The sequence below is a fragment of the Pantoea sp. PGP6 genome (assembly GCF_053474785.1).
Window position 1 is genome coordinate 3,946,656 of the sequence record NZ_JBQBMA010000001.1, and the last position, 23,294, is coordinate 3,969,949.

General features: G+C 57.7%; 20 protein-coding genes and 1 pseudogene. 8 read left to right on the top strand and 13 right to left on the bottom strand.

What is annotated here, in order from left to right; all coding sequences use genetic code 11:
- Positions 1-18: 18 nt before the first annotated feature.
- From ACLIBF_RS19135 to ACLIBF_RS19145, 3 genes are all read right to left on the bottom strand, one after another.
- Positions 19-1,224 (bottom strand): MFS transporter, encoded by a 1,206-nt coding sequence (locus tag ACLIBF_RS19135; protein WP_279809644.1) that lies wholly within the window; start codon positions 1,222-1,224, stop codon positions 19-21.
- 110 nt (positions 1,225-1,334) lie between these two features.
- Complete coding sequence (locus tag ACLIBF_RS19140) at positions 1,335-2,231, bottom strand: LysR family transcriptional regulator (RefSeq protein WP_031377915.1); 897 nt, start codon at positions 2,229-2,231, stop codon at positions 1,335-1,337.
- Positions 2,232-2,392: 161 nt separating this feature from the next.
- Entirely contained in the window at positions 2,393-2,761 is a 369-nt protein-coding gene (locus ACLIBF_RS19145) for a helix-turn-helix domain-containing protein (protein WP_031377916.1), read from the bottom strand.
- Between the two features lie 562 nt (positions 2,762-3,323).
- Between ACLIBF_RS19145 and ACLIBF_RS19150 the strand changes: the two genes are divergently transcribed.
- From ACLIBF_RS19150 to ACLIBF_RS19160, 3 genes are all read left to right on the top strand, one after another.
- The gene (locus tag ACLIBF_RS19150) at positions 3,324-3,983 is read left to right on the top strand and encodes a response regulator (RefSeq protein ID WP_046288562.1); all 660 of its coding nucleotides are present in this window, start codon (positions 3,324-3,326) and stop codon (positions 3,981-3,983) included.
- Positions 3,980-5,332: a sensor histidine kinase gene (locus ACLIBF_RS19155; RefSeq protein WP_069728772.1), complete on the top strand. Its 1,353-nt coding sequence runs from the start codon at positions 3,980-3,982 to the stop codon at positions 5,330-5,332. Before ACLIBF_RS19150 ends, ACLIBF_RS19155 begins: the two co-directional genes overlap by 4 nt.
- 277 nt (positions 5,333-5,609) lie before the next feature.
- Positions 5,610-6,476, top strand: coding sequence for a nucleoside-specific channel-forming protein Tsx (locus ACLIBF_RS19160; protein ID WP_031377761.1), 867 nt, complete (start codon positions 5,610-5,612; stop codon positions 6,474-6,476).
- Positions 6,477-6,567: 91 nt separating this feature from the next.
- Here ACLIBF_RS19160 and yjdN read toward each other — a convergent pair whose 3' ends face one another.
- Both yjdN and ACLIBF_RS19170 read right to left on the bottom strand, forming a co-directional pair.
- Entirely contained in the window at positions 6,568-7,005 is a 438-nt protein-coding gene (gene yjdN, locus ACLIBF_RS19165) for a VOC family metalloprotein YjdN (protein ID WP_031377762.1), read from the bottom strand.
- A 75-nt stretch (positions 7,006-7,080) separates the two neighbouring features.
- Positions 7,081-7,980, bottom strand: coding sequence for a LysR family transcriptional regulator (locus tag ACLIBF_RS19170; protein ID WP_031377763.1), 900 nt, complete (start codon positions 7,978-7,980; stop codon positions 7,081-7,083).
- Positions 7,981-8,095: 115 nt separating this feature from the next.
- On the opposite strand from ACLIBF_RS19170, the gene ACLIBF_RS19175 reads away from it, so the two are divergent.
- From ACLIBF_RS19175 to ACLIBF_RS19190, 4 genes are all read left to right on the top strand, one after another.
- The gene (locus ACLIBF_RS19175; protein ID WP_279809643.1) at positions 8,096-9,409 is read left to right on the top strand and encodes an amidohydrolase; all 1,314 of its coding nucleotides are present in this window, start codon (positions 8,096-8,098) and stop codon (positions 9,407-9,409) included.
- Positions 9,406-10,848 (top strand): M20 family metallopeptidase, encoded by a 1,443-nt coding sequence (locus tag ACLIBF_RS19180; RefSeq protein WP_279809642.1) that lies wholly within the window; start codon positions 9,406-9,408, stop codon positions 10,846-10,848. Before ACLIBF_RS19175 ends, ACLIBF_RS19180 begins: the two co-directional genes overlap by 4 nt.
- Before the next feature lie 165 nt (positions 10,849-11,013).
- Positions 11,014-12,531, top strand: a complete 1,518-nt coding sequence (abgT, locus tag ACLIBF_RS19185) for a p-aminobenzoyl-glutamate transporter (RefSeq protein ID WP_031377434.1) — start codon at positions 11,014-11,016, stop codon at positions 12,529-12,531.
- Positions 12,532-12,710: 179 nt separating this feature from the next.
- Positions 12,711-14,123, top strand: a complete 1,413-nt coding sequence (locus ACLIBF_RS19190) for an MFS transporter (RefSeq protein WP_448310303.1) — start codon at positions 12,711-12,713, stop codon at positions 14,121-14,123.
- Between the two features lie 51 nt (positions 14,124-14,174).
- Here ACLIBF_RS19190 and ACLIBF_RS19195 read toward each other — a convergent pair whose 3' ends face one another.
- Genes ACLIBF_RS19195 through ACLIBF_RS19205 form a run of 3 tightly spaced genes read right to left on the bottom strand, consistent with a single transcriptional unit; the run spans position 14,175 to position 18,018 of the window.
- Positions 14,175-15,485 carry a c-type cytochrome gene (locus tag ACLIBF_RS19195; RefSeq protein ID WP_031377436.1) on the bottom strand — a complete coding sequence of 437 codons (1,311 nt, stop codon included), beginning with the start codon at positions 15,483-15,485 and terminating at the stop codon, positions 14,175-14,177.
- A gap of 11 nt (positions 15,486-15,496) precedes the next feature.
- A complete protein-coding gene (locus tag ACLIBF_RS19200; protein WP_031377437.1) occupies positions 15,497-17,281 on the bottom strand; it encodes a GMC family oxidoreductase in 1,785 nt (594 codons plus the stop codon).
- A gap of 2 nt (positions 17,282-17,283) precedes the next feature.
- Positions 17,284-18,018, bottom strand: a complete 735-nt coding sequence (locus tag ACLIBF_RS19205) for a gluconate 2-dehydrogenase subunit 3 family protein (protein WP_046288559.1) — start codon at positions 18,016-18,018, stop codon at positions 17,284-17,286.
- Between the two features lie 271 nt (positions 18,019-18,289).
- Between ACLIBF_RS19205 and sbmA the strand changes: the two genes are divergently transcribed.
- Positions 18,290-19,531, top strand: coding sequence for a peptide antibiotic transporter SbmA (gene sbmA, locus ACLIBF_RS19210; RefSeq protein ID WP_031375483.1), 1,242 nt, complete (start codon positions 18,290-18,292; stop codon positions 19,529-19,531).
- A gap of 47 nt (positions 19,532-19,578) precedes the next feature.
- On the opposite strand, the gene ACLIBF_RS19215 is transcribed toward sbmA, so the two are convergent.
- From ACLIBF_RS19215 to ACLIBF_RS19235, 5 genes and pseudogenes are all read right to left on the bottom strand, one after another.
- Entirely contained in the window at positions 19,579-19,878 is a 300-nt protein-coding gene (locus ACLIBF_RS19215) for a helix-turn-helix domain-containing protein (protein WP_448310306.1), read from the bottom strand.
- Positions 19,871-20,223, bottom strand: a pseudogene (locus tag ACLIBF_RS19220) (type II toxin-antitoxin system RelE/ParE family toxin). Before ACLIBF_RS19220 ends, ACLIBF_RS19215 begins: the two are co-directional and overlap by 8 nt.
- Before the next feature lie 182 nt (positions 20,224-20,405).
- Entirely contained in the window at positions 20,406-21,458 is a 1,053-nt protein-coding gene (gene yncE / locus ACLIBF_RS19225) for a 7-bladed beta-propeller protein YncE (protein WP_031375485.1), read from the bottom strand.
- 207 nt (positions 21,459-21,665) lie between these two features.
- On the bottom strand, positions 21,666-21,875 hold the full coding sequence (locus ACLIBF_RS19230; RefSeq protein WP_031375486.1) for a YdgH/BhsA/McbA family protein: 210 nt from the start codon (positions 21,873-21,875) through the stop codon (positions 21,666-21,668).
- Positions 21,876-22,087: 212 nt separating this feature from the next.
- A complete protein-coding gene (locus tag ACLIBF_RS19235) occupies positions 22,088-23,275 on the bottom strand; it encodes an MFS transporter (RefSeq protein WP_031375487.1) in 1,188 nt (395 codons plus the stop codon).
- Positions 23,276-23,294: the final 19 nt, after the last annotated feature.

Below are 23,294 nucleotides of genomic sequence, written 5' to 3' on the forward strand. Positions count from 1 at the left end.
CCGCCTTTTTTGATCGCGCTACTTTTTCATCACGCGCCAGTTGAGCCATCCGCACAGCAGCATTACCGCGCTGGTCGCCAGAAATACCGGCCTCATGCCAAACGTTCCCCCGACCAGGCCGCCGAACAGCGGGCCCGTTACCTGGCCGATATACTGGGCCGACGTCGAATAGCCCAGCATCCGACCGACCTGCGATCCCGGTACGCTATGCCGGATAATGGCGGTAATGCACGGCAGCAGCCCACCCAGCGCCATCCCCATCAGAAAACGCAGCAGCACCAGTTGCCAGGCGGCGGTAATAAACGCCTGCGGGATCAGCAGCAGCGCACTCAGCAATAAACCTGCCGTCAGCACCCGCCAGTGACCAATGCGGTCCGCCAGCCGTCCGAGACGCGGTGCGGCGATCACCGTTCCCAGCGCGGCAGCCGACATCGCCAGTCCGGCGATCAGCGTAATCTGATGGTTGCCCTGCACAAACTCGCCGACGTAGAGGGTGATAATCGGTTCAATCGACATACTGGCGAAGATCAGCAGCATGCCTGACAGCCACATCAGCCGCACCAGTCGCTGGTTCACCGGCGGTGTCGCGGGTGCTGAGGCTGGATTTTCACCGGGCGAGGCAGCAGCACGCGGCTGCTCTTTCAGCAGAAAGGTGGTCGCCAGGAAGGCGAGAAAAATAACCGCGCCGGTTAACCAGAAGGTCTGACGTATACCGATCAGCGGCGGCAGCACGCCGCCCAGCAGCGGCCCGACCACGTTGCCGGCCATAATACCGGAGGACAATACACCCAGCGCCCAGCCGGTCTGCCCTTTGGGGGTTTGCGCCGCCACCAGGATGGTCGAGCCGGAGGCGTAACCGCCCAGCAGGCCCGCCAGCAGACGCAGCGCCACCAGCTGCCAGGGCGCAGTTGCCATACCGATCAGCGACATGGCGATGGCCATACCGAGACTGGCGCGGATCAGCATCAGCTTACGGCCATAGCGGTCAGCCAGCCTGCCCCACAGCGGCGCGGTCAACGCCGCACTAAAGAAGGTGGCACCGTAGGCCAGCCCCGACCAGCGCGCGATGGCGGCTGGCTGCTGCACGCCAAGTTGCTGAACATAGAGCGGTAAAAACGGCAGCAGCAGCGTCATGGCCACAATGGTGCTGAAAGAGCCCAGCACACAGACCCATAAGTTGCGCTTCCAGTGCTGAAATTCTGCGTTTTCTGCTGACTGTTGCATAAAGATATCCCGTCATTAATCAGGGATACAGGCTAACCAGGCGCGTCAGATAACAACAGTGGTAGCGCGATAGTTACTTTGTGGCGCTGATTGTTGCTGTATTGCAACAATCAGGCGCTGGCCAGCGCCGCGATCAGCGTATCGCATAATAAACTGACCGGCGAAGCGGGTTGCAGCGTCTCACGCAGCAGCAGATAGCTCTGAAGCCGATCCATCTGCCATTCCGGCAGCAGCTGCTGAATATCACCCCGGCTCACCGCCTCCTGCGCCATATAGGAAGGCAGATAGGCGATGCCGCTGCCCGCCAGCGCCGCGTTCAGCAGCGCCATGCTGTTGTTGGCGCGAAAACGGCTGCGGACATCCAGCGCCAGCCGCTGCTTGTCACGCCGGAACGGCAGCGCGGCGGTGTGTGCCGGCCCGTGAAACAGCAGCAGATCGTGGCGCGGCAACATCTCAGGATGTTCGATGGCAGGCCGCTGCGCCAGATAACCCGGTGCCGCATACAGGCCCCACTCAATATCGCTTAGCACGCGGAAATTGCCCTGCTGCGGGGGCCGGGATCGAATGACGATCGCCACATCGATCTGACCGTCCAGCGTATCGCGATTACGATCGGTCAGATCCAGATCAACGTTGATATGCAGGTGACGACGCAGAAAGCGATTAAGCACCGGCACCACACACTGACAGCCGTAAGTCACCGGGGCCTGCAGCCGCACATTACCGGCCGGTTGCTGATGCAGCTGCTGAACAAACGCATCGGCCCGCTGCACTTCCGCCAGCATGCGTACGCAGTAGGGATAGTAAGCCTGGCCGAGTTCGGTCAGTGCCAGCCGCCGGGTGGTGCGCTGCAACAGCCGGATGCCCAGCCGCAGCTCCAGTCGGGCAATTTCCCGGCTGACATGGGATTTGGACCAGCCGAGTGCCCGCGCCGCCTCACTGAAACTCTGGAGTTCCACCACCCGCGCAAACACCAGCATGGCGGTTAAATTGGCACTGTTTTCCATGCGTTACCGCTCCGATAGCCTGAGGATTCTGGCATCAAACTAGCATGTTCGGGGCAGCTTACGGCGACGGATCGGCAAAAAAGAAGGGGGAAATCAGACAGCGGCGCGACGCGCATCGACCTTCCCGCGCTTTTCACCTGGCGGGAAGGTCATCGCGGGCCTCAACTGGCCATGGCCAGTGGAAACAGTAACCGATCCGGCTCCACCCGCCGCTGGCGGCGCAACTGGCCTGGCGTCACCATAAAATAGTTTTTGAAGGTGCGGGTATAGGCTTGCTGGGTATCGAACCCGTAGTTCATGGCGACCTGCAATATCGCTTCATTGCTGCTCAGCAACGTCAGCGCAGATTCAGTTAATCGCCGCTGGCGAATATATTCAGCCAGTGAAAATCCGGTATGCTGGCGAAACAGCCGTTGCAGGTGCCAGCGGGAATAGCCAGAGCGGCGCGCCACCTCATCCAGATGCAGATCGTGTCCTAGATTGTTCTCTATCCATTCCAGCAAACTGCGAATAAACTCGCGCTGATTCATGGGTTCCTCCTGGTTTACGCTGATGTGCAGTGAACCCACTTTACCCGGTTAAATTTATCCCTTAATTAGCAGAAAATTAGCGCAGAATTAGCAACCGTCAGATTCGGGCCTGCGGCTAGCGTTTATCCACCAGGTAACAACAGCAACCCGCCTGAATAATAAGCGTTAAGTAACACCGGCCTTCCGGTAAAATAATTTGTGTTAAATCACGCCAGCGTCGATTTAACTATTCTTCGTTAAGCCATAGCGGCCAGAATTTAAATAATTTGCGTTAAGTCACGCCCGGGTCCGTCAGGCAAATTTGTGTTAAATAACGCCAGAGTAATTCACGTTGCAGCAAGCCGACCAATGCAGCCACGCTGCTATAGCGCGAAGTACGAAGGCGGAAGTGACTGAGGTGAGTAAATGCAGCCAACGCGGCTGTAGTACGAAGTATGACGGCGGAAGTGACCAGGGCGAAAAAGTGCAGCCAACGCCGCTGTGGCGCGAAGTATGACGGCGGATAATTCTGTGCTAACTATCCGGGCATAAACTGCTCCCATCTTTCCAGAGGAGATCAGCCATGCGCGTGTTATTGGTTGAAGATGATGAAATGATCGGCGCGAACCTGCAGCAGGCTTTAGAGGGCGCGGGCTGGTCGGTGGATTGGGTACGCGATGGCGTTTATGCCCATAACGCCTGGAGCGAAGGCGGCTACAGCTGCGTGTTGCTGGATCTCGGCTTGCCGCGTGATGATGGATTGCAGGTGCTGCGCCGGGCGCGCGGGCGCGGCGATTCCACGCCGGTACTGATTCTGACGGCGCGCGATACTGTGGCGCAGCGGGTGCAGGGGCTCGACAGCGGTGCTGACGATTACCTGCTTAAACCGTTCGATTTACAGGAAGTGCTGGCCCGGATGCGGGCGATTACCCGACGTCGCCACGGTGCGGCTGACTCGCTTCTCGGCAGTGGCGACGTACAGCTGGATATGATGACGCGCGAAGTGCTCTATAAGGGCCAGCGCGAGCAGCTGACCGCACGTGAATACGCCCTGCTGTATGCTTTGCTGGAGCGTCCGGGTGCCATTCTTTCTCGCGAGCAGCTGGAGAATCGCATTTACGGCTGGGGCGACGAAGTGAGCAGCAACGCGGTCGATGTGCTGATCCACGGGATGCGGCGCAAACTGGATAACGACGCGATTCGTAACGTCCGCGGGCTGGGCTGGCGGGTGCCGGCGATATGAAATCGTTCCCCTTTATGCGCTCATTGCGCAATAAATTACTCAGTACGCTGCTGATTATTCATCTGCTGATGATCGGCGGCGTCACCTGGTATTTCTTCAGCTGCTACGGCGACATGGTAGGCACCATGAAGGACGATCAGCTGTCAAAAATCGCTGATGCCTGGTCTACCAACAAACAGATGCCGGCGCTGTCACCGATGATTACGCCTGACAAAGCGAAAAGCGCCTTTGTGGTTCAGCTGTGGGATAGCCAGGGCCGACTGCGCGCCAGCTCGTGGCCGGAACTGCACGCGCCGCTGCAAACTCAGCGCGGTTATCGTGATGTCGACGTAGGACACTGTGATGACTGTGAGTGGCGTATCTACACCCGTCCGGGCCAGCCTGGCAGTGAGATCAAGACTATTCAGGTGATGCACAACCTCAGCTACATGAAAGCGCTGATGGTAAAACGGGCGCTGTCGGCGATCATTCCGTTGATCCTGATGATGCCGCTGTCGCTGCTGGTGATCTGGCTGGTGGTCCGCAAGATCACTCGCGATCTGCAGGTCGCCTCGCGGCAGATTGCAGCGCAGGAGACGCATCATCCGCACAATGTCTCACCCGAAGGGCTGCCGGATGAGATCCTGCCGCTGGTCGCCGCGTATAACTCGTTGCTGAACAAGCTGCGTGAAGCCTGGTCATCCCAGCGGCAGTTCCTGGAAGATGCCGCCCACGAACTGCGTACGCCGGTCACCGCTGTCACATTGCAGCTGGAGAACCTGCGGCAGCATATTCAGCCTGGCGAGGCCAGCCGGCAGTTCAGTCAGCTCGAAGCAGGCGTGACGCGCACCCGCCATCTGGTGACCCAGTTGCTGAATGTGTCTCGTCAGGAAGATCAAAGCGTGGTCGCCAGCATTGAGCAGATTGAACTGGAAGATCTGCTGAAAGAGAGCATCGAGCAGCTAATGGTGGTAGCGGATAAACGCGGCATTGATATCGGCTTTAATGGCTCGACCCAGTATCGTCTGCAGGCCAGCCGATCTGAGCTGCGCAGCCTGTTTGATAACCTGATTGGTAACGCCATGTTGCACACCCCGGAGGGGAGCCTGGTGGATGTTCTGCTGCATCGGGTCGCGGGCCGGACGGTGGTCGATATCGTCGATAACGGACCGGGAATGCCGGAGGCGTTTATTGAACGCGCCTTTGACCGTTTCACCCGTTCGCCTGACGTTAAAGCGCAGGGCAGCGGCCTCGGCTTATCGATTGTGCGCAGCGTCGCGCAGAAGCATCAGATTCAGGTCGCCCTCTCCAATTGTCTGACGCCACAGGGTGCTATTTGTGGTTTGCAGGTCCGCGTCACTTTTCCCTGATCCCGCCCATTTGATCACGAACCAGACAACGTAAACGGTTGCCTGGTTCCGTTCGATCATCGCCATTATTGTGAATCACGTCACATTTTCACTGAATTGTAATGCAACACTTTTTGACAAACGTGAGCAAAATCTATTTTCTATCGCTGTGTTGCAGGCACGCTACGCGAGCTGAAAACCGGCTGTTTTGTCCTGACTAACTCACTCCCCACCCAGGGATCGACTTCTCTCTGACTGCGCCTGCTGTGCAGCGGTCAAAAGCATGTGGTTAATGATAATGAAATTCAAAACGTTGATAGCAGGTGCCGTGCTGGCATGTTCCTGGACAGGTGTTGCGCAAGCCGCTGATAGCGATCCGCAATACCTGTCCGACTGGTGGCATCAGAGCGTAAACGTGGTGGGCAGCTACCACACGCGCTTTGGACCACAGTTCAACAACGACGTTTATCTGGAATATGAAGCGTTTGCCAAAAAAGACTGGTTCGATTTTTACGGTTATCTCGATCTGACCAACTTCTTCGGCGTAGGTAACAGCAACGCCAACGGGATTTTTGACCACGGTTCCCCGATGTTTATGGAGATTGAACCGCGCTTCTCAATCGACAAACTGACCGGCACCAGTCTGGCGTTTGGTCCGTTCAAAGAGTGGTACTTCGCCAACAACTACATCTACGACATGGGCCGCAACAGCGATAACCGCCAGAACACCTGGTATATGGGCCTGGGTACCGATATCGATACCCACAGCGATGTCGGCCTGTCACTGAACGTCTATGCCAAATACCAGTGGGAAAACTACGGCGCCGCGAATGAAAACAGCTGGGATGGCTATCGCTTCAAGGTGAAATATTTCGTGCCGATCACCACGCTGTGGGGCGGTAATCTTGGCTATGTGGGCTTCACCAACTTTGACTGGGGCTCCGATCTCAACGAGAAAGGCGGGTCGTCGCGCACCAGCAACTCCATCGCCTCCAGCCACATTCTGTCACTGGGTTACGATCACTGGCACTTCTCTGCCGTGGCGCGTTACTTCCACAATGGCGGTCAGTGGGCGGATGGGCAGGAGCTGAACTTCGGCAACGGTCCGTTTGAAGTGAAATCGACCGGCTGGGGTTACTACCTGGTGGCGGGTTACAACTTCTGATGAGCACGCGGCTGGCTGCAAAGCTGGCCGTTGTGACTGTGAGCTGAAAACGGCGCCGCTGTTGCCGGCGCCGATCGGCTAAACCACACCATTATTCCTGCGGTTTCACCACGTTGATGCGCCATGGAATGCCGAACTTATCAATAAACATCGCAAAGCCATTCGACCAGAACGTCTCCTGCCACGGGGTCGTCACGTTACCGCCCACTGACAGTTTCTCAAACCAGGCTTTACCCTGTTCCGCGTCAGTAGTGGCGAGGCTGACCGCGTAACCGGCATGATCGGACGCAGGCGGCTTCTGCGTGTTTCCGTCGCTCAGCATCAACTCTCCCTGACCGATGCGCAGATGTGCGTGCATGATTTTTTCCGGCGGCTGTGGCGGCGCAGATTGATCGCCTACCTGCTCGCCCTGCTCTGGCATGTCGCCAAAGGTCATTTTCTCCAGCAGTTTCCCGCCTGTGGCCTGCAGGTAAAACTCAATTGCCTCTTCACAGCGACCATAGAGAAACAGATATGGACAGACTTGCATCGTCACCTCCGATTGTGGGTTGAACTCACGTTTACGCGAATACACCAAGTGTAGACGATGAAAGAACGCTGCCGGTCAGCGCTGGCAATAACGGCGAAATAACTGCGCCATATAACTGCTCATCGGGGTCAGCGCGGTATCCTTACGCTGAATCAGATAGAAGACCGCTTTGGGCAGCGGCTCATCCAGCGTCAGTGCCACCAGTGACCGGCCGAGAATCGGATCGTCGATCACATCCACCGATAAAATACTGATGAAATCGCTTTGCGCCACCAGGCTGGTACAGGCCATAAAGGTCTCGCAGGTCACCACGATTTTCGGTGCCATGCCGCGTTCGTCGAACAGATCGTGCAACAGGCGGTAGTAGCTGCCTTTGGGCGTCGGCATGGTCCAGTCAGCCTGCTGCAACGCCGCCAGCGACCGGGCTTTTTCCAGCGGATGACCCTTACGCACCACCACTTTGTACTCACGCTCCATCATTCGCTCATACATCAGCTCCTGATCGAGGTGGCTTTGATCGTAAGTATTGATGGTGAAATCGAGCGCGCCCTGCCGCAGTTCATGCACCATCGACACCAGTTGCCCTTCAACGATGCGCACCTTCACCAGCGGGTATTCGCGATGAAACTGGTTAATCACCTGCGGCATGATGGTGCGTGCCACGCTGCCGCCAACGCCAATGTTCACCTGACCGCCACCCAGCCCCAGCCGCTGCTGAATATCCTCCTGCGCCACCCGCAGCTCGGCCAGTACCAGACTGGCATGACGAAAAAAGTTATCACCGATATCGGTTAAGACCACGCCCTGCTGACGGCGGATAAACAGCCGCGCGCCAAGTTCACGCTCCAGCTCCTGGATCGCTTTGGTTAATGCTGGCTGAGAAAGCCCGGAAAGACGGCTCGCCGCGCGGATACTGCCCTGACGCGCCACATCGACAAAGGCGCGCAGCTGGTGAAGCTTGAGGTTGGCAGACATAGATTTTGTGATAACCGTTGTTTATCAGTCACAAGATATTCGCATCTTATGCCGGTTATTACCATTGTGTAGATTCGAGACAGTGCGTAAAAAACCAACAGTAAGGATCGTGCCGATGAATACTCTTTCCGACCATATCAGTGCCCGGCTGGCGCAGTTAAAAAGCTGGCGACGGGAGTTCCACCATTATGCCGAATCTGGCTGGGTCGAGTTCCGCACCGCCACCCGGGTGGCCGACGAACTGCACAAGCTGGGTTATCAACTGCAACTGGGCCGTGAGGTGATCGATGCCGACGCGCGCATGGGCTTACCCAGCGAAGACGTGCTGAAGCAGCAGGAAACCCGGGCGCTGCAACAGGGGGCTTTACCGCAGTGGATTAGCCACTTCTCCGGCGGATTTTGCGGCATCGTGGCGACGCTGGATACCGGCCGTCCCGGTCCGGTTATCGGCTTTCGGGTAGATATGGACGCACTCGATCTCAACGAGAGCCAGGCCGCAGATCACCTGCCACAGCGTGAAGGCTTCGCCTCCTGCAATCCCGGCATGATGCACGCCTGCGGTCATGACGGTCACACCACCATCGGCCTCGGCCTGGCGTCGGTATTAATGGCGATGAAAGATCAGCTGAGCGGCACGATTAAATTAATTTTCCAGCCGGCCGAAGAGGGTGTGCGCGGCGCCAAAGCGATGGTGGCGGCAGGCGTGGTGGATGATGTGGATCTGTTTACTGCCATTCACCTCGGCACCGGCGTGCCGGCGGGTGAACTGGTGTGCGGCAGCGACAGCTTCCTCGCCACCACCAAGCTCGACGTCAATTTTACCGGCGTCGGCGCGCATGCCGGTGGCCGCCCGGAAGAGGGTCGCAATGCCCTGCTGGCGGCGGCCCAGGCCACGCTGGCGCTGCACGGTCTTACCCAGCACAGCGGCGGGGTGGCCCGGGTTAACGTTGGCGTATTGCAGGCCGGTACCGGTCGTAACGTGGTACCTGACTGTGCGCTGCTGAAAGTCGAAACCCGCGGCATTACCAATCAGGTTAACGATGACATTTACCAGCAGGCGCTGCGGGTCATTGCCGGCGCGGCGGCGATGTATGGCGTTGAACATCAGGTGCAGCTGATGGGGGCTGCCCGCAGCTCCACGCCGACCCAGCCGTGGGTGGACTTCATCCACCAGCAGGCAGATGCGCTCGGGATTTTCGATTCGGTGGTCGATCGCAAAGCCCAGGCGGCCGGTTCGGAAGATGCCACCTACATGATGGAGCGGGTCAAGCAGCACGGCGGTCAGGCCTCGTACGCCATTTTCGGCTGCGATCTGGCGGCGGGACACCACAACGCGAAGTTCGACTTTGATGAGCAGGTGATGCCCGTGGCGATCACCCTGCTGGCAACCCTGGCGCTGAATCAGGCGCAGTTTGGCGGTGGCCGATGATGGAAACCTTCATTGCTGATTATATCGACCGTCATCAGGCACGCTTCAGCGCCCTCAGCGATGCCATCTGGGACACACCGGAAACCCGCTTTGCCGAAACCCGCTCGTCCGCCCTGCTGGCCGATGCGCTGGCAGATGAGGGCTTCACCGTGGCGCACGGCGTCGGCGGCCTTGATACCGCCTTTATCGCCAGCTTCGGCAGCGGTAAACCGGTGATCGCCATCCTCGGGGAGTTTGATGCGCTGGCGGGTCTGAGCCAGCAGGCCGGATGCGCCCGACCGCAACCGCTGGAGGCCAACGGCAACGGCCACGGCTGCGGCCATAACCTGCTCGGCACCGCTGGCGTGGCGGCGGCCAGCGCGGTAAAAGCCTGGATGCAGCAGCATGCCACTGGCGGAACGGTACGGTTTTACGGCTGTCCCGGCGAAGAAGGCGGCTCCGGCAAAACCTTTATGGTGCGTGAAGGGCTGTTTGATGATGTCGATGCTGCGGTGACCTGGCATCCCGAAGGCTTCAGCGGGATGTTTAACCTACGCACCCTCGCCAATATCCAGGCGGCGTTCAGCTTCAAAGGGGTGGCGGCGCACGCTGCTAACTCACCGCACCTCGGTCGCAGCGCGCTGGATGCGGTCACCCTGATGAACACCGGCGCCAACTTTCTGCGTGAGCACATCGTGCAGGAAGCGCGGCTGCACTATGCGGTCACCAACAGCGGCGGCGTCTCGCCGAACGTGGTGCAGGCCGACGCGGAAGTGCTCTACCTGATCCGCGCGCCGGAACTGCAGCAGGCGCAGGATATCTATCAGCGGGTAATCAACGTCGCCCGCGGGGCCGCGCTGATGACCGACACCACGCTGACGGTGCGTTTTGACAAAGCCTGCTCTGACTACGTGCCTAATCGCGCGCTGGAAGCGGTGATGGAGCGTTATTTGCATCAGTTTGGTCTGCCCGCTTACAGCGACGAGGAGCGGGCGTTCGCAGCAGAGATACGCGCCACCCTGACCGACGACGATCTGCGCAATGCGCGGCTCAACGCAGCCCGTACCGGCGGCGAAGCAGGCCAGGCCTGGGTTGAGCAACTGGGTGACAAGCTGTTTATGGATCAGGTGGCGCCCTATGCAGTGACCCGTGAACTGCTGTATGGCTCGACTGATGTCGGGGATGTCAGCTGGGTGACGCCGACCGCACAGTGCTTTGCGCCCTGCTTCACCTTCGGTACGCCGCTGCATACCTGGCAGTTGGTGGCGCAGGGTCGCACCAGCATTGGGCACAAGGGGATGCTGCTGGCGGGCAAAGTGATGGCCGCCACCGTCGTCACGCTGTTGCAGGATCCGGCGGCGCTGGCTCGCTGTCAGGCCGAGTTCAACCGGGTCCGCGCCACACAACCTTATCACTGCCCGATCCCTGCCGGGATCACACCAACAAAACTGGCCGAATGAGCCAACGGCCGCGTCACCGGCGCGGACCGCTATAAAAAATATTATTGCAAACACCTTCTCTGATTCCGCCGTGCCGCAGGTGAATGTATTGCCGGACGCCTTACTCAACGTCCGGTATCGCGCGCGCTGCCGTGGATGACGGGACACAAGACGAGACCAGAAACGATGGAAGCAACATCAGAGAACCGCAGCCCTGGACGACTTTTTAGCTGGGTTGAGCGGGTGGGAAATAAAGTCCCCAATCCGTTTTTACTGTTTGTCTATTTGATTGTGGTGCTGATGGTGGCCACCGCCATTATCAGTGCGCTGGATCTGGCGGTAAAAAATCCCAGCAACGGCGAAATGGTGCGGGTAAATAACCTGCTGAGCGTCGCCGGTATTCAGTGGATCCTGCCGAATATCATCAAGAACTTCAGCAGCTTTACTCCGCTGGGATCGATTCTGGCGCTGGTGATTGGGGCCGGTCTGGCGGAAAAAGTCGGCCTGTTGCAGTCGCTGATGGTGAAGATGGCGTCGCGCGTCAGCCGTCGCTACGCCAGTTACATGGTGCTGTTTATTGCCTTCTTCAGCCATATCTCGTCGGATGCGGCGCTGGTGGTGATGCCGCCGCTCGGTGCGCTGATCTTCCTGGCAGTCGGCCGTCACCCGGTAGCGGGACTGCTGGCGGCGATTGCTGGGGTGGCGTCGGGTTTTACTGCCAATCTGCTGATCGTCACCACTGACGTGCTGCTCTCCGGCATCAGTACCGAAGCGGCCAAAGCGGTCAGCGATACGGTGCACGTCAGCGTCATCGATAACTGGTTTTTTATGGCGACCTCGGTGATTGTCCTGACCTTTGTCGGGGCGCTGCTGACCGATAAATTTGTCGAGCCGCGCCTGCCACAGTGGCAGGGCAACGGTGAAAGGCTGGCCCCGCTCACGCCGCTGGAGAACCGTGGCCTGCGGGCCGCCGGGATTGCTGCGCTGCTGTTTATCGCCCTGATGGCACTGCTGGTGGTGCCGGAGAATGCCCCGCTGCGTAACCCCACCAGCGGGGCCATCATTCCCTCGCCGTTTATTCAGGGGATCGTACCGATCATCATCCTGTTCTTCTTTGTGGTGGCGATTGCCTATGGCGTGGTCACCCGCCAGATCCGCCGCCCGGACGATATTCCGCAGCTGCTGGTCGATCCGATGAAAGGGATGGCGGGCTTTATCGTGATGGTGTTTCCGCTGTCGCAGTTCGTGGCGTTCTTTAACTGGAGCAACATGGGCAAGTTTATGGCGATTGGCCTGACAGATGTGCTGGAAAGCGCGGGTATCAGCGGCGCGCCGGCGTTTCTCGGACTGATGTTCCTGTCGGCGTTTCTCTGTATGTTTATCGCCAGCGGCTCGGCGATCTGGTCAATTCTGGCCCCGGTGTTTGTGCCGATGTTTATGCTGCTCGGCTTTCATCCCGCCTTTGCGCAGATGATTTTCCGTATTGCTGATTCAGCGGTGCTGCCGCTGGCGCCGATGTCGCCGTTCCTGCCGCTGTTTCTCGCCTTTTTGCAGCGATACCAGAAAGATGCGCAGCTCGGCACCTATTACGTGTTGATCTTTCCCTACCCGCTGGTGTTTTTTATCAGCTGGATAGCGCTGCTGGTGGTGTGGTACTGGCTGGGACTGCCGATCGGTCCGGGCGTCTGGCCGCATCTGCCGTAAGGCACAACGCCACGGACGGCGAAAAGTGCAACGTACGTTGCTAAAAACTCACCATCATCCCTCTCGGCAACCGCAGGCGAATTGATTATTCTGCTATTTCTTCGCGTGCTAAGGGTTAACTATTTTAATAAGCATCAGCCCTGCGACACCTGCAAACACTGCCCGAGGTTTAGCCTGACATGACAACCACCTGTACCACCGGGATTACGCCGATTGCCACCGCAGCGGCTGCCCGTTCCAGCTTAGCCGGCCGCATTGATGCGCTGCCCTCCTCCGCCGGATTATGGCGGTTTATCACGCTGCTGGCGCTGGGCGGCTTTTTCGAACTCTACGATCTGTTTGAAACCGGCTATATCAGCTCCGGCCTGCTGGCGGCCGGACTGTTTCACACCGGCGGCGCTGGCGTGTTCGGGTTTTCCGATCAGGCGGCGTTTGCTTCCGCCACCTTTCTTGGTCTGTTTATTGGTGCCAGCCTGCTGGCCCCTTATGCCGACCGGTTTGGCCGCCGTCTGACCTTTATGTGCGCGCTGCTGTGGTACGGCCTGTTTTCACTGCTGATGGCGTTTCAGCAGAGCGCGGAGATGATTATCCTGTTTCGCCTGCTGGTCGGTATTGGCCTCGGGGTCGAACTGGTGACTATCGATACCTATCTGTCGGAGTGGGTTCCCAGCCATCTGCGCAGCCGGGCGTTCGCCTTCTCCTTTTTTGTGCAGTTTCTGTCGGTGCCCAGCGTGGCCCTGATGTCGTGGTGGCTGGTGCCACAAACGCTGCTGAACCTTGAAGGCTGGCGCTGGGTGGTAATCGCCGGTGCCGTCTGTTCGCTGGTGATCTGGTTTATCCGTAAGAACCTGCCCGAATCGGCGCGCTGGCTGGCGCAGCAGGGCCGTCATCAGCAGGCACATCAGGTATTATCCACCATGGAACAACGCTGCGGCCTGACGCCTGGCGCGCTCTTTCCGCCCGATGACGCCGCTGCACAGTTACCAAAACGGGGCAGTTTCCGTGAGATCTGGTCACCGGCCTGGCGCCAGCGCACCCTGATGCTGGTGGTAATGAACTTCTTCCAGGCGATCGGCTTTTTTGGTTTCGGTAACTGGCTGCCTGCGTTGCTGTCGGGCAGCGGCACCACGGTGACCCACAGTTTGCTGTATGCCTTTTTTATCACCCTGGCCTACCCGCTTGGTTCGCTGATCTGTAGCCGCTACGCGGATAAGCTGGAGAATAAATGGCAGATCGTTCTGTCGTCGCTGATGACCGTGGTGTTCGGTACGCTGTTCGCCTTCCAGACCAATCCGCTGTTGTTGATCGCCTGTGGTTTCCTGATCACCTGGTCTAACGCCTGGCTGACCTTCAGCTATCACGCCTATCAGACCGAGATTTTCCCGACCCATATTCGCGCCCGCGCCGTGGGCTTCTGCTATTCGTTCAGCCGTCTCTCTACGGTATTCAGCAGTATTCTGATCGGGGTAATTTTGCAGTACGCCGGTACGCCAGGCGTGATCGCCTTTATCGTCCTGAGCATGGTGATCGTGATGCTGTCGGTGGGCTTTTACGGGCCGAAAACCCGCGGCATCGATCTGGAGAATATTTAGCAGAAAAGAAGCGGCCGGCACCGCCAGGGGACCGGCCCGCTTTATGGCAGATTACTGACCTTCCAGCACCCGGATATCGGCGCTGCCCAGCCGATCTTTCTCATCTTTACGCAGCGCAGCGACCTGCTTCGCGCTGACCGGTTCAGACGCCTTGTTGCCCCAGCTGTTACGCACGAAGTTGACCACATCGGCAACCTGCTGATCGTTCAGACGCCAGCCAAACGCCGGCATGGTGATGGTCGACGGCGCGCCCTGTACGCCAGGCAACTGTCCGCCCACCAGCACGATATGGATCAGCGAGGTCGGATCATCGGCCTGCACCACCGGGTTGCCACGCAGCGCCGGGAAGAAGCGCTGATAGCCACTGCCGTCGGTTTTATGACAGGCGGCACAGCTGTCGACATAGGTGGCTGCGCCGGTCGCACTGTCGTCACCTTTCCACAACGCTTTGGCGGTGGCGTCATCGACGCTGAACACCGTCTGATGCGGATCTTTCGCGCCGAGCGACTTCAGATAACGCGCAATGGCGGTGATATCGGCGTCGCTCAGATGCTGCAGACTGTGCTCAACCACCTCGGTCATGCCACCAAATGCGGCGGTCTGATCGTTGCGGCCATAGCGCAGGAACTGCCGCAGATCGTCTTCACTCCAGCGGCCCAGCCCATCGCGGTTATCGCCGCGCAGGTTGCTGGCGGTCCAGCCATCAATCGGCGCGCTGCTGCCAGCCAGATAGTCACTGCCTTCCTGGTTGGTCAGCGCCTTCTCCTGCATGGTGACGCTGCGCGGCGTGTGGCAGGCGCCACAGTGGCCCAGACCTTCCACCAGGTAGCGGCCGCGCGCCAGCACCGGATCTTCCTGTGCGGCAGGCTGGAACGCCTTCACCTCAGGAGCAAACACCGTACGCCAGATCGCCAGCGGCCAGCGCATCGACAGCGGCCACGGAATGTCGCTCTCTTTATTCGGTTGCTTCACCGCCGCCACGCCGTGCATGAAGTAAGCATAAAGCGCCTTCATGTCCTCATCGCTGACCACCGCGTAAGAGGGAAACGGCATCGCCGGATAGAGCGTATCGCCATTTTTCGCCACGCCATGACGAACCGCCTTCTGGAAGTCGTCGTAGCTGTAGTCGCCAATGCCGGTTGCCGGATCGGGCGTGATGTTGGTGGAATAGATGGTGCCAATCGGCGTAGCCATCGGCAGGCCGCCAGCAAACGCCGCGCCGTCTTTCGCGGTGTGACAGGCAACACAGTCACCGGCCCGCGCCAGATACTCGCCCCGTTTCACCAGCTCGTCACGGTTGTCGTCCGCCAGCGCGGCGAAGGTCAGGGTGCCCAAAATCAGGGCCAGAATGCCATTTTTCATCGCCATGTTCCTTATGCCTGCACCAGTGGACCTGGGTTCTTCAGGTACTGCTCACGAATCGCTTTGGCTGACCAGTACGTCAGCGCCGCCACCATGCCGGTCGGGTTGTAGCCCAGTCCCTGCGGGAAGGCGGAAGCGCCTGGCACAAACACATTCGGCACATCCCAGCTCTGCAGATAGCGGTTTACCGCGCTGGTTTTCGGATCGTCGCCCATGATCGCCCCACCACTGATGTGGGTGGTCTGATAAACGGTCGAATCGAAATGGCTGCCCGGCTTTTTCGCGCCACCAATGATCATTTTCGGGTTCATGGCTTCAGCGATTTTATGCATCTTGCCGACCATGAACTGCGCCATTTTGATGTCGTTCTCCTGCCAGTCAAAGGTCATACGCAGCAGAGGCTGGCCGTAGGCATCTTTGTAGTTCGGATCGAGATCAAGGTAGTTAGCGCGATAGGACTGGTGCGCACCGTGGGCATCCATCGACAGGTGATGGGTATAGGTGTCGGCCACTGCGGCTTTCCACTGGCTGCCCCAGTTTGGCGTACCCGCCGGCACCGGCAGGCCAGAGATCGGTTTGGTGCCCGCCTGGTTAACCCAGAATGGCGATCCCCCGACAAAGCCGTGCGGACCGTGATCGAAGTTATCGGCATTGAAATCATCAATCCCGACGCCCGCGCCACCCGCACCGATAAATGGGTTGGTGGTGGTGTTTTTGTCGAACAGCGCCTTCAGCGTCGAGAGGTTCTGATAGGCGAAGTTACGGCCGACGGTGCCTTCGTTGGTGATCGGGTTGTAAGGTTTGCCAATGCCCGACAGCAGCATCAGGTGCACGTTGTGGAACTGGAAGGCGGAGAGGATCACCAGATCTGCAGGCTGAATCTGCTCGCGGCCCTGACCATCAACATAGGTCACGCCGGTGGCGCGCTTTTTGTCGTCGCTGAGGTTAACCCGCAGCACGTAGGCGTTGTTGCGCAGCTCAAACTTCGGTTCCTGACGCAGCGCAGGCAGAATATTGACGTTTGGCGACGCCTTGGAGTACATGTAGCAAGCATAACCACTGCAGAAACCGCAGAAGTTGCACGGGCCCATCTGTGCGCCGTAGGGATTAGTGTACGGGCCGGAGGTGTTAGCGGACGGCAGATCGTAAGGGTGATAGCCCACCGACTCTGCTGCCTGGGCGAACAGCTGCGCTGAATAAGTGCGCTTCTGCGCGGGCAGCGGGAAGTTATCTGAACGATCGGGCGCAAACGGGTTACCGCCCTTGTCTTTCCCCACCACCTGACCTTTGATGCTCCAGGCGCTGCCTGAGGTACCAAACACCTTTTCCGCCTTGTCGAAGAACGGCTCCAGTTCGTCATAGCTGACGCCAAAGTCCTGAATCGTCATACCCTGCGGAATGAAGTTCTTGCCGTAACGCTCTTCGTAATGGCTGCGCATCCGCAGTTCAATCGGATCGACGCGGAAATGGACGCCAGACCAGTGCAGACCCGCGCCGCCGGTGCCGGTGCCCGGCAGAAACGCGGCCAGCTGGCGATAAGGTACCGCGGTCTGCGAAGCATCATGACGAATGGTGACGGTGCTTTTAGAGAGATCCTGGAACAGTTTTTTGCGGACGTTGTAGGTCAGCTCATCAATTGACTGCGGGTAAGAGCCGTCAGGATAGGTATCGCGATGCGGTCCGCGTTCCAGCGCCAGCACGTTGAGACCCGCTTCGGTCAACTCTTTCGCCATGATCGCGCCTGCCCAGCCGAAACCGACGATCACCGCATCCACTTTTTTCATTTCGTTTGCCATGCTTACGCTCTCTCCCCGCGAATCGACACTGACGGGAACGGATAACGTTCGCCGCGCTCTACCCAGTCCATAAAGTCGGCGCGTGCGCCAGGGAAGTTGATCAGCTTCCAGCCCACCATTCCCTGATTACCGCCGTGGATAGGATCGCTGAAGAAGCCTTCGCGGGTGTTTTGCAGCAGAAACGCAAAGAAGGTTTTGGCTGGCAACTGGCTGAATTCAGCGCTGCCACTCTCCATCGCCTGCAGTAAAGCATCCTGCTGCTCGCCGCTCAGCTGCGCAAACACCTTGCCATGTTGCTGTTTGCTGTAGCCATCGGCATCGGCAATGCCCAGGCGGTAAATCTGCTGCGGCACCAGCGGCAGCTGATAGCCCAGCTCTTTTGGCAGGTCGGGATTAAACGGTCCCTGCATATACCAGTTAGAGCCGGTGGCATATGGGGTATTCATCTGGCGATCAATGAACTCCGGCACGCCGGCTTCCAGCGCGCCAGGGCCGCGCTCATCGCGCGGGATCAGGCGTGCAACCGCGGCGGAGATAAACGCGAACTCTTCGGCGGTGAACCAGGCGGGCTGGTAGTCACGCGCCTGCTGGGGCGCGGCCGGGGTCTCAGCCGCCTGTGCCGCCAGCGGCAGCGACAGTGCGCCCATCGCCGTACTGCCTACCGCCATTGCTGGCGCCAGGGTGATAGTCTTCAGCAAAAAATCCCTGCGTGAATGACCCTTTTTTTGTTCTGACATGACATTGCCTCATTCCCGCCAGTCGGCGGTATGAAAGGGTAAATGGTTGCGTTGTTATGATTTTTATTAGCGGATTAAGGGTTACAGCTTCATTGTTACCGGTAACAATGCGCGCTAGTGTAACACCACTGTCGATAAAGATTTAGTTCCTGGAAACAAAACCGCACAATTTCATTAACATCCACCCCGGCTGTCATCAGCAGAAACAACAGACTACAGACATCAGGCAGGCAAAACGTTATAACAGGCAACACACAACAGCGGAGTGCCTATGTTTAAGTCTTTTTTCCCGCGGCCAGCGCTGTTTTTCAGCTCAGCGGCCCTCTGGAGCTTATTAGCGATTTTTGCCTGGTTTGGCTTTGCCGCGCATCTGCCCGGCATGTGGCCCACCCTCGACGCAGCGATGAAACAGCCATTACCCACCAGTGCCGCGCGGTTTATTGCCGCCAGCCAGCTGTGGTTTTATCTCTACTACTGGATAATGGTGGCCGTTTTTGCCCTCGCCTGGCGGCTGATTGACAATCATCCGTGGCAGCGCTGGTCAGTCTGGGGATCGGCGCTGATTATTTTTGTCACCTGGTTTGGTGTGCAGGTCGGCGTGGCGGTCAACGCCTGGTATGGTCCGTTTTATGACTTAATTCAGAAGGCGCTGACGAAAGCAGGATCGGTGCAGATCGTTGAGTTTTATCACGAAGTGCGTGCTTTTCTCGGCATCGCGTTGATCGCGGTAGTGATTGGCGTGCTCAATTCGTTCTTTATCAGCCACTGGGTTTTCCGCTGGCGTACCGCCATGAACAACTACTATATGCATAACTGGCAGCGACTGCGTCATGTCGAAGGCGCCGCGCAGCGTGTGCAGGAAGACACCATGCGGTTTGCCTCTACGCTGGAAGACTGGGGCGTCAGTTTTATTCAGGCGATCATGACCTTAGTGGCCTTTTTGCCGGTGCTGGTGGCGCTGTCGCACCATGTCAAAGATGTGCCGTTCCTTGGCAATATTCCGTATGCGCTGGTGATTGCCGCCGTGCTGTGGTCGGTATTCGGCACCGGTTTACTGGCGATAGTCGGCATTAAATTACCCGGCCTGGAGTTTCGTAATCAGCGGGTGGAAGCGGCTTACCGTAAAGAGCTGGTGTATGGCGAGGATAATGCTGACCGCGCCCGGCCACAGACGGTGCAGGAGCTGTTCGGTCGGGTACGGTTCAACTACTTCCGTCTCTACTTTCACTATCTCTACTTCAACATCACCCGCATTCTCTATCTGCAGGTGGATAATGTGTTTGGCCTGTTTCTGCTGTTTCCGTCGATTGTGGCCGGCACCATCACGCTGGGCCTGCTGAACCAGATTACAAACGTATTTGACCAGGTGCGTGGTTCATTCCAGTACCTGATCGCTTCATGGTCAACGCTGGTTGAACTGATGTCGATCTACAAACGTCTGCGCAGCTTTGAGCAGATTCTGGATGATATCCCGCACGATGAGATGATGCGCGAAGCGTCAGAAGAGGTATAACGGGCTGGAAAGAGAGAAGCCGCAATAATGTGGCTTCTTTTTTTTAATCACAGATCAAACGCTATTCTTTTGCCTGTCGGCAATTTGAAATCGATACTTATCTCGCCTCCCAGAGCGGTAACATAACGCTTCAGCGTAGAAAGGCGGGGATCGTTATCAGCCTGTTCCATTCTGGCGATAGTTGGCTGTTTCACACCCATTGCGTGTGCCATCTCTGTCTGTGAAAGGTTGAGTTCTTCCCGCAACATGTTTAGCGCGACAACCTGCCGCATTGCATCAACTTTTTCGGCAATGCGCTCGCGACTTTCCGAGCTTTGTTTTGCTATCAGCTCTTTTAAATTAGCCATTATCCGCTCCATTCAGGTACTTACAGAATTCAGCATCTGCCAGTTTGATCATGTCTTTATAGAATTTCTTTTCCTTAACCCCGGTTTTATCGCCTGCACACAACACAATGCGGCGGCGAGAAGGGTCAAAAGCAAAGAAGGCTCGTATCGGTTTGCCTTGATGCTGCACTCTTAGTTCTTTCATATTCGGAAAATCAGAGTCGTCTACGGTATCAGCAAACGGCCTCCCTAACTGCGGCCCATACTCAGACAGGATAACCCTCGCTGCAAGCATATCCTCTTCAGTTCCTCGGTCTGAGTCTTAAACCACTCATCAAATCTATTAGTTGTATTCTCATCCCACATCGCAACATCCTTATAGCGAATAGGCTATAAAGACAAGTGTCTCGCGAGCGACCAGGGCAAAAGGATCTCCCAGACCGCAAACCGGCTCTGTAAATAATAAAGCCACTCTGATGAGTGGCTTTATTATTTACAGAGGCTGGAGGTGAAAGAACGCCCCCGCGCCGGTAAGTGGCAATCACCTTTTACAAGGCAATACGCATGACGCTGTCGGGATCTTTTGGCGGCGCTTTACGCGAACCCGGTTGCTTGACGCTGACATAGAGCGTATTACCGTCGGCGGACAAAGCGAGGCTGTTCGGCAGACCTGGGGTTTTCACGCTCCGTTTCACGCGGTAGTTGCTGGCGTCAATGATGCTGACTTCGCCCGCTTTACGGTGAGTAACATACAGCTCATTGCGATCCTGATTGAACAGCACCGCCAGTGATTCCGGCACGTCAATTCGCTGGATCACCTGCTGAGTGCGCAAATCGACCACCAGCACCTGAGCCTGCTTCGAATCGCTGAGGAAGGCACGCTGACCGCGCGTATCCAGCGCAATGTTGAGGAAAAAGTGCTCTTTATCGCCGTCGATCTTCTGCTTCTTCTCAATCGCATTAGTGCGGGCGTTGAGGGTAACCAGCTCACCGTCGCCATTGGTGACGTAAACTTTCTGCGCCGCTGAATCTACCGCCAGCCCGGTCGCCATTTTGCCGGTATTCGGCACGGTACTGATCAGCTGCAGCGTGCTGCCATCCACCACCCAGACCACGCTCTGCGGTCCCAGACCGGTAACATAAACGCGATTGGTTTTCACATCGACGGCCACCTGACGCGGCTGCAGCGGACGTACCGTTTCACTGCGCTTGCGGCCATCGAGTAGCAGGCTGTTGAGCACTTTGCCGCTGCTGGCGTCAATGGCGGTCAGTGAACCCTCAACGGTATTGCCGACGTAAAGCACGTTAGTCTGCGGGTTGATCGCTGCGCCAAACGCTTTCAGGTCACTGTTAATCGACTGCTGCACCGCCAGCGTGGTGGGATCGAGACGGAAAACCGTGCCACCGTTTCCGTTGCTGTTCTGTGACGTGGCGACAAAAACCGCGTTATCTTTCGGGCTGAAGGCCAGTTCGTACACGCCTTTGCCGATCGGCTGGTTGAGTTCATCTGCCTGCACCGCCAGTAAGCCTGACGCAGAAAACAGTGCTGTCGCCAGCATCATAGGACGCAGCGCCCAGCGCGTATTGATTATCGCTTTCATAACTTCTCCATAGTAAATCCACCGCAGACACGGTGAAAAGAAAGCCCGACATTGCAACCAGAAAGCATCTGACCCGCGATCAGATGAGAATGTTTTTGAGAATAATAATTATTTCGGTGGGAAAGTGACAGGATTATTATTGGTCAGCAACCAACGCCGCCAGGACGCCCGGGGGCGTCCTGTCAGCACAAGCGGAGAATGCGCAGCTTATTTCAGCAGCTCAGCGGTCATGTGAACGCCGTTGTTGGTGTAGGCTTCGGTGATTTTATATGAAGCACCGTGTTCCTGCGCCTGAGCAGCGATTTTCGCTTCAGCGCCGTCCAGCGTAGAGTCGACAGCGGTCACAGACTGGGCAAAGCTGGCGAATGGCAGAACAGAAAGCGCGATAACTGCTGCAAAAGTTTTGATAGATTTCATGGTCAATTCCTCGATTAAGTTTTATCAGGTAAGGCGTGTTGCCTTGTTGATAGATATACTAGGCCGAATCTTGATCAGTAAAAAGCGGAGACTTTTGCTTATCTCTTTCAATAAAACTGATGATGAAAAGCACATTTCGCACAGTTATTGCTCAAAAGGTTAATAATCCACAGTCAATAAAAAAGGCAGCACAAATGGCTGCCTTTGATCGATTAACCGTGATGCCGCACCCGGCTGAAGATAGTCAGCGCCGCCAGCAGCATCAGTACCCCGCTGGCGAGGAATACGCCACCCGCACCGCGCAGGTCAAACATCCAGCCCCCCGCTGCGGCACCGACGGTGATCGCCAGCTGGATAGTCGCCACCAGTAAACCCCCGCCTGATTCGGCATCATCCGGTACCGCGCGCGAAATCCAGGTTGACCAGCCGGTTGGCATCGAACCAAACGCCATGCCCCATACCGCCACGCCCACGCCAACCAGCCAGCTGACGTCGCCGAAGCTCACCAGCAGCAGCGCGGTGAGGCTCATCAGCAGCGCCATGCCACTGAGGGTCAGCGATACGCTGCGGGTCACCAGGTAGCCAGCCAGCGAAGTCCCGAAAAAGTTCGCTACACCAAACGCCAGCAGCGCCAGCGATAGCTGATTGAGATTCAGCTGAGCAACGCCTTCAAGGAACGGGCGCAGATAGGTAAAGAAGGCGAAGTGGCCGGTAAACATCATGATGACGGCCAGCATGCCCCAGCGCATCACGCCGATCCGCAGCAGATCCAGCACCCCGCCGCTACGCGCCTTATTCTCTGCCGGCATCGCGGGCAGGGTGAAAAATTGCCACAACAGCGCCACGGCCCCCAGTCCGGCGGTCAGCATAAAGATGTTGCGCCAGCCGACCAGCCCACCGAGATAACTGCCGAGCGGCGTGGCGATAATGGTCGCCAGCGAGATACCGCTAAAGACGATGGAGAGCGCGCGCGGCACCTGATCGGCCGGCACCAGCCGCATGGTAATCGCGGTCGACAGCGTCCAGAAGCCACCAATCGCCATGCCCAGCAGCACGCGCGCCAGCAGGATGGTCGTCAGGTTCCCCGCCAGCGCCACCATCAGCGCTGAAGCAATCAGCAGCAGCGAAAACACCAGCATCACGATGCGGCGGTCAATCCGTCGGGTGATGCTGGCGGTGATCAGGCTGGTAAACAGCGCGACCAGTGCAGTAATGGTTACGGTCTGACCCGCCTGACCTTCGGAGACGCCAAGACTCTGAGCCATCGGCGTCAGTAAACTGACCGGTAAAAATTCGGCGGTGATCAGGCTGAATACGCCAAACGCCATTGCAAATACCGCGCCCCACGCGGGACGGGCGGGCGAGGAAACCTCATCAGCCACTTCGGTTGTCAGACTCATGCTGCTTCTCCGGATGCAA

Coding starts and splice junctions, on each gene's coding strand:
- ACLIBF_RS19135 (WP_279809644.1), bottom strand. CDS start 1,224: ATGCAACAGTCAGCAGAAAACGCAGAATTTCAGCACTGGAAGCGCAAC.
- ACLIBF_RS19140 (WP_031377915.1), bottom strand. CDS start 2,231: ATGGAAAACAGTGCCAATTTAACCGCCATGCTGGTGTTTGCGCGGGTG.
- ACLIBF_RS19145 (WP_031377916.1), bottom strand. CDS start 2,761: ATGAATCAGCGCGAGTTTATTCGCAGTTTGCTGGAATGGATAGAGAAC.
- ACLIBF_RS19150 (WP_046288562.1), top strand. CDS start 3,324: ATGCGCGTGTTATTGGTTGAAGATGATGAAATGATCGGCGCGAACCTG.
- ACLIBF_RS19155 (WP_069728772.1), top strand. CDS start 3,980: ATGAAATCGTTCCCCTTTATGCGCTCATTGCGCAATAAATTACTCAGT.
- ACLIBF_RS19160 (WP_031377761.1), top strand. CDS start 5,610: ATGAAATTCAAAACGTTGATAGCAGGTGCCGTGCTGGCATGTTCCTGG.
- yjdN (WP_031377762.1), bottom strand. CDS start 7,005: ATGCAAGTCTGTCCATATCTGTTTCTCTATGGTCGCTGTGAAGAGGCA.
- ACLIBF_RS19170 (WP_031377763.1), bottom strand. CDS start 7,980: ATGTCTGCCAACCTCAAGCTTCACCAGCTGCGCGCCTTTGTCGATGTG.
- ACLIBF_RS19175 (WP_279809643.1), top strand. CDS start 8,096: ATGAATACTCTTTCCGACCATATCAGTGCCCGGCTGGCGCAGTTAAAA.
- ACLIBF_RS19180 (WP_279809642.1), top strand. CDS start 9,406: ATGATGGAAACCTTCATTGCTGATTATATCGACCGTCATCAGGCACGC.
- abgT (WP_031377434.1), top strand. CDS start 11,014: ATGGAAGCAACATCAGAGAACCGCAGCCCTGGACGACTTTTTAGCTGG.
- ACLIBF_RS19190 (WP_448310303.1), top strand. CDS start 12,711: ATGACAACCACCTGTACCACCGGGATTACGCCGATTGCCACCGCAGCG.
- ACLIBF_RS19195 (WP_031377436.1), bottom strand. CDS start 15,485: ATGAAAAATGGCATTCTGGCCCTGATTTTGGGCACCCTGACCTTCGCC.
- ACLIBF_RS19200 (WP_031377437.1), bottom strand. CDS start 17,281: ATGGCAAACGAAATGAAAAAAGTGGATGCGGTGATCGTCGGTTTCGGC.
- ACLIBF_RS19205 (WP_046288559.1), bottom strand. CDS start 18,018: ATGTCAGAACAAAAAAAGGGTCATTCACGCAGGGATTTTTTGCTGAAG.
- sbmA (WP_031375483.1), top strand. CDS start 18,290: ATGTTTAAGTCTTTTTTCCCGCGGCCAGCGCTGTTTTTCAGCTCAGCG.
- ACLIBF_RS19215 (WP_448310306.1), bottom strand. CDS start 19,878: ATGGCTAATTTAAAAGAGCTGATAGCAAAACAAAGCTCGGAAAGTCGC.
- yncE (WP_031375485.1), bottom strand. CDS start 21,458: ATGAAAGCGATAATCAATACGCGCTGGGCGCTGCGTCCTATGATGCTG.
- ACLIBF_RS19230 (WP_031375486.1), bottom strand. CDS start 21,875: ATGAAATCTATCAAAACTTTTGCAGCAGTTATCGCGCTTTCTGTTCTG.
- ACLIBF_RS19235 (WP_031375487.1), bottom strand. CDS start 23,275: ATGAGTCTGACAACCGAAGTGGCTGATGAGGTTTCCTCGCCCGCCCGT.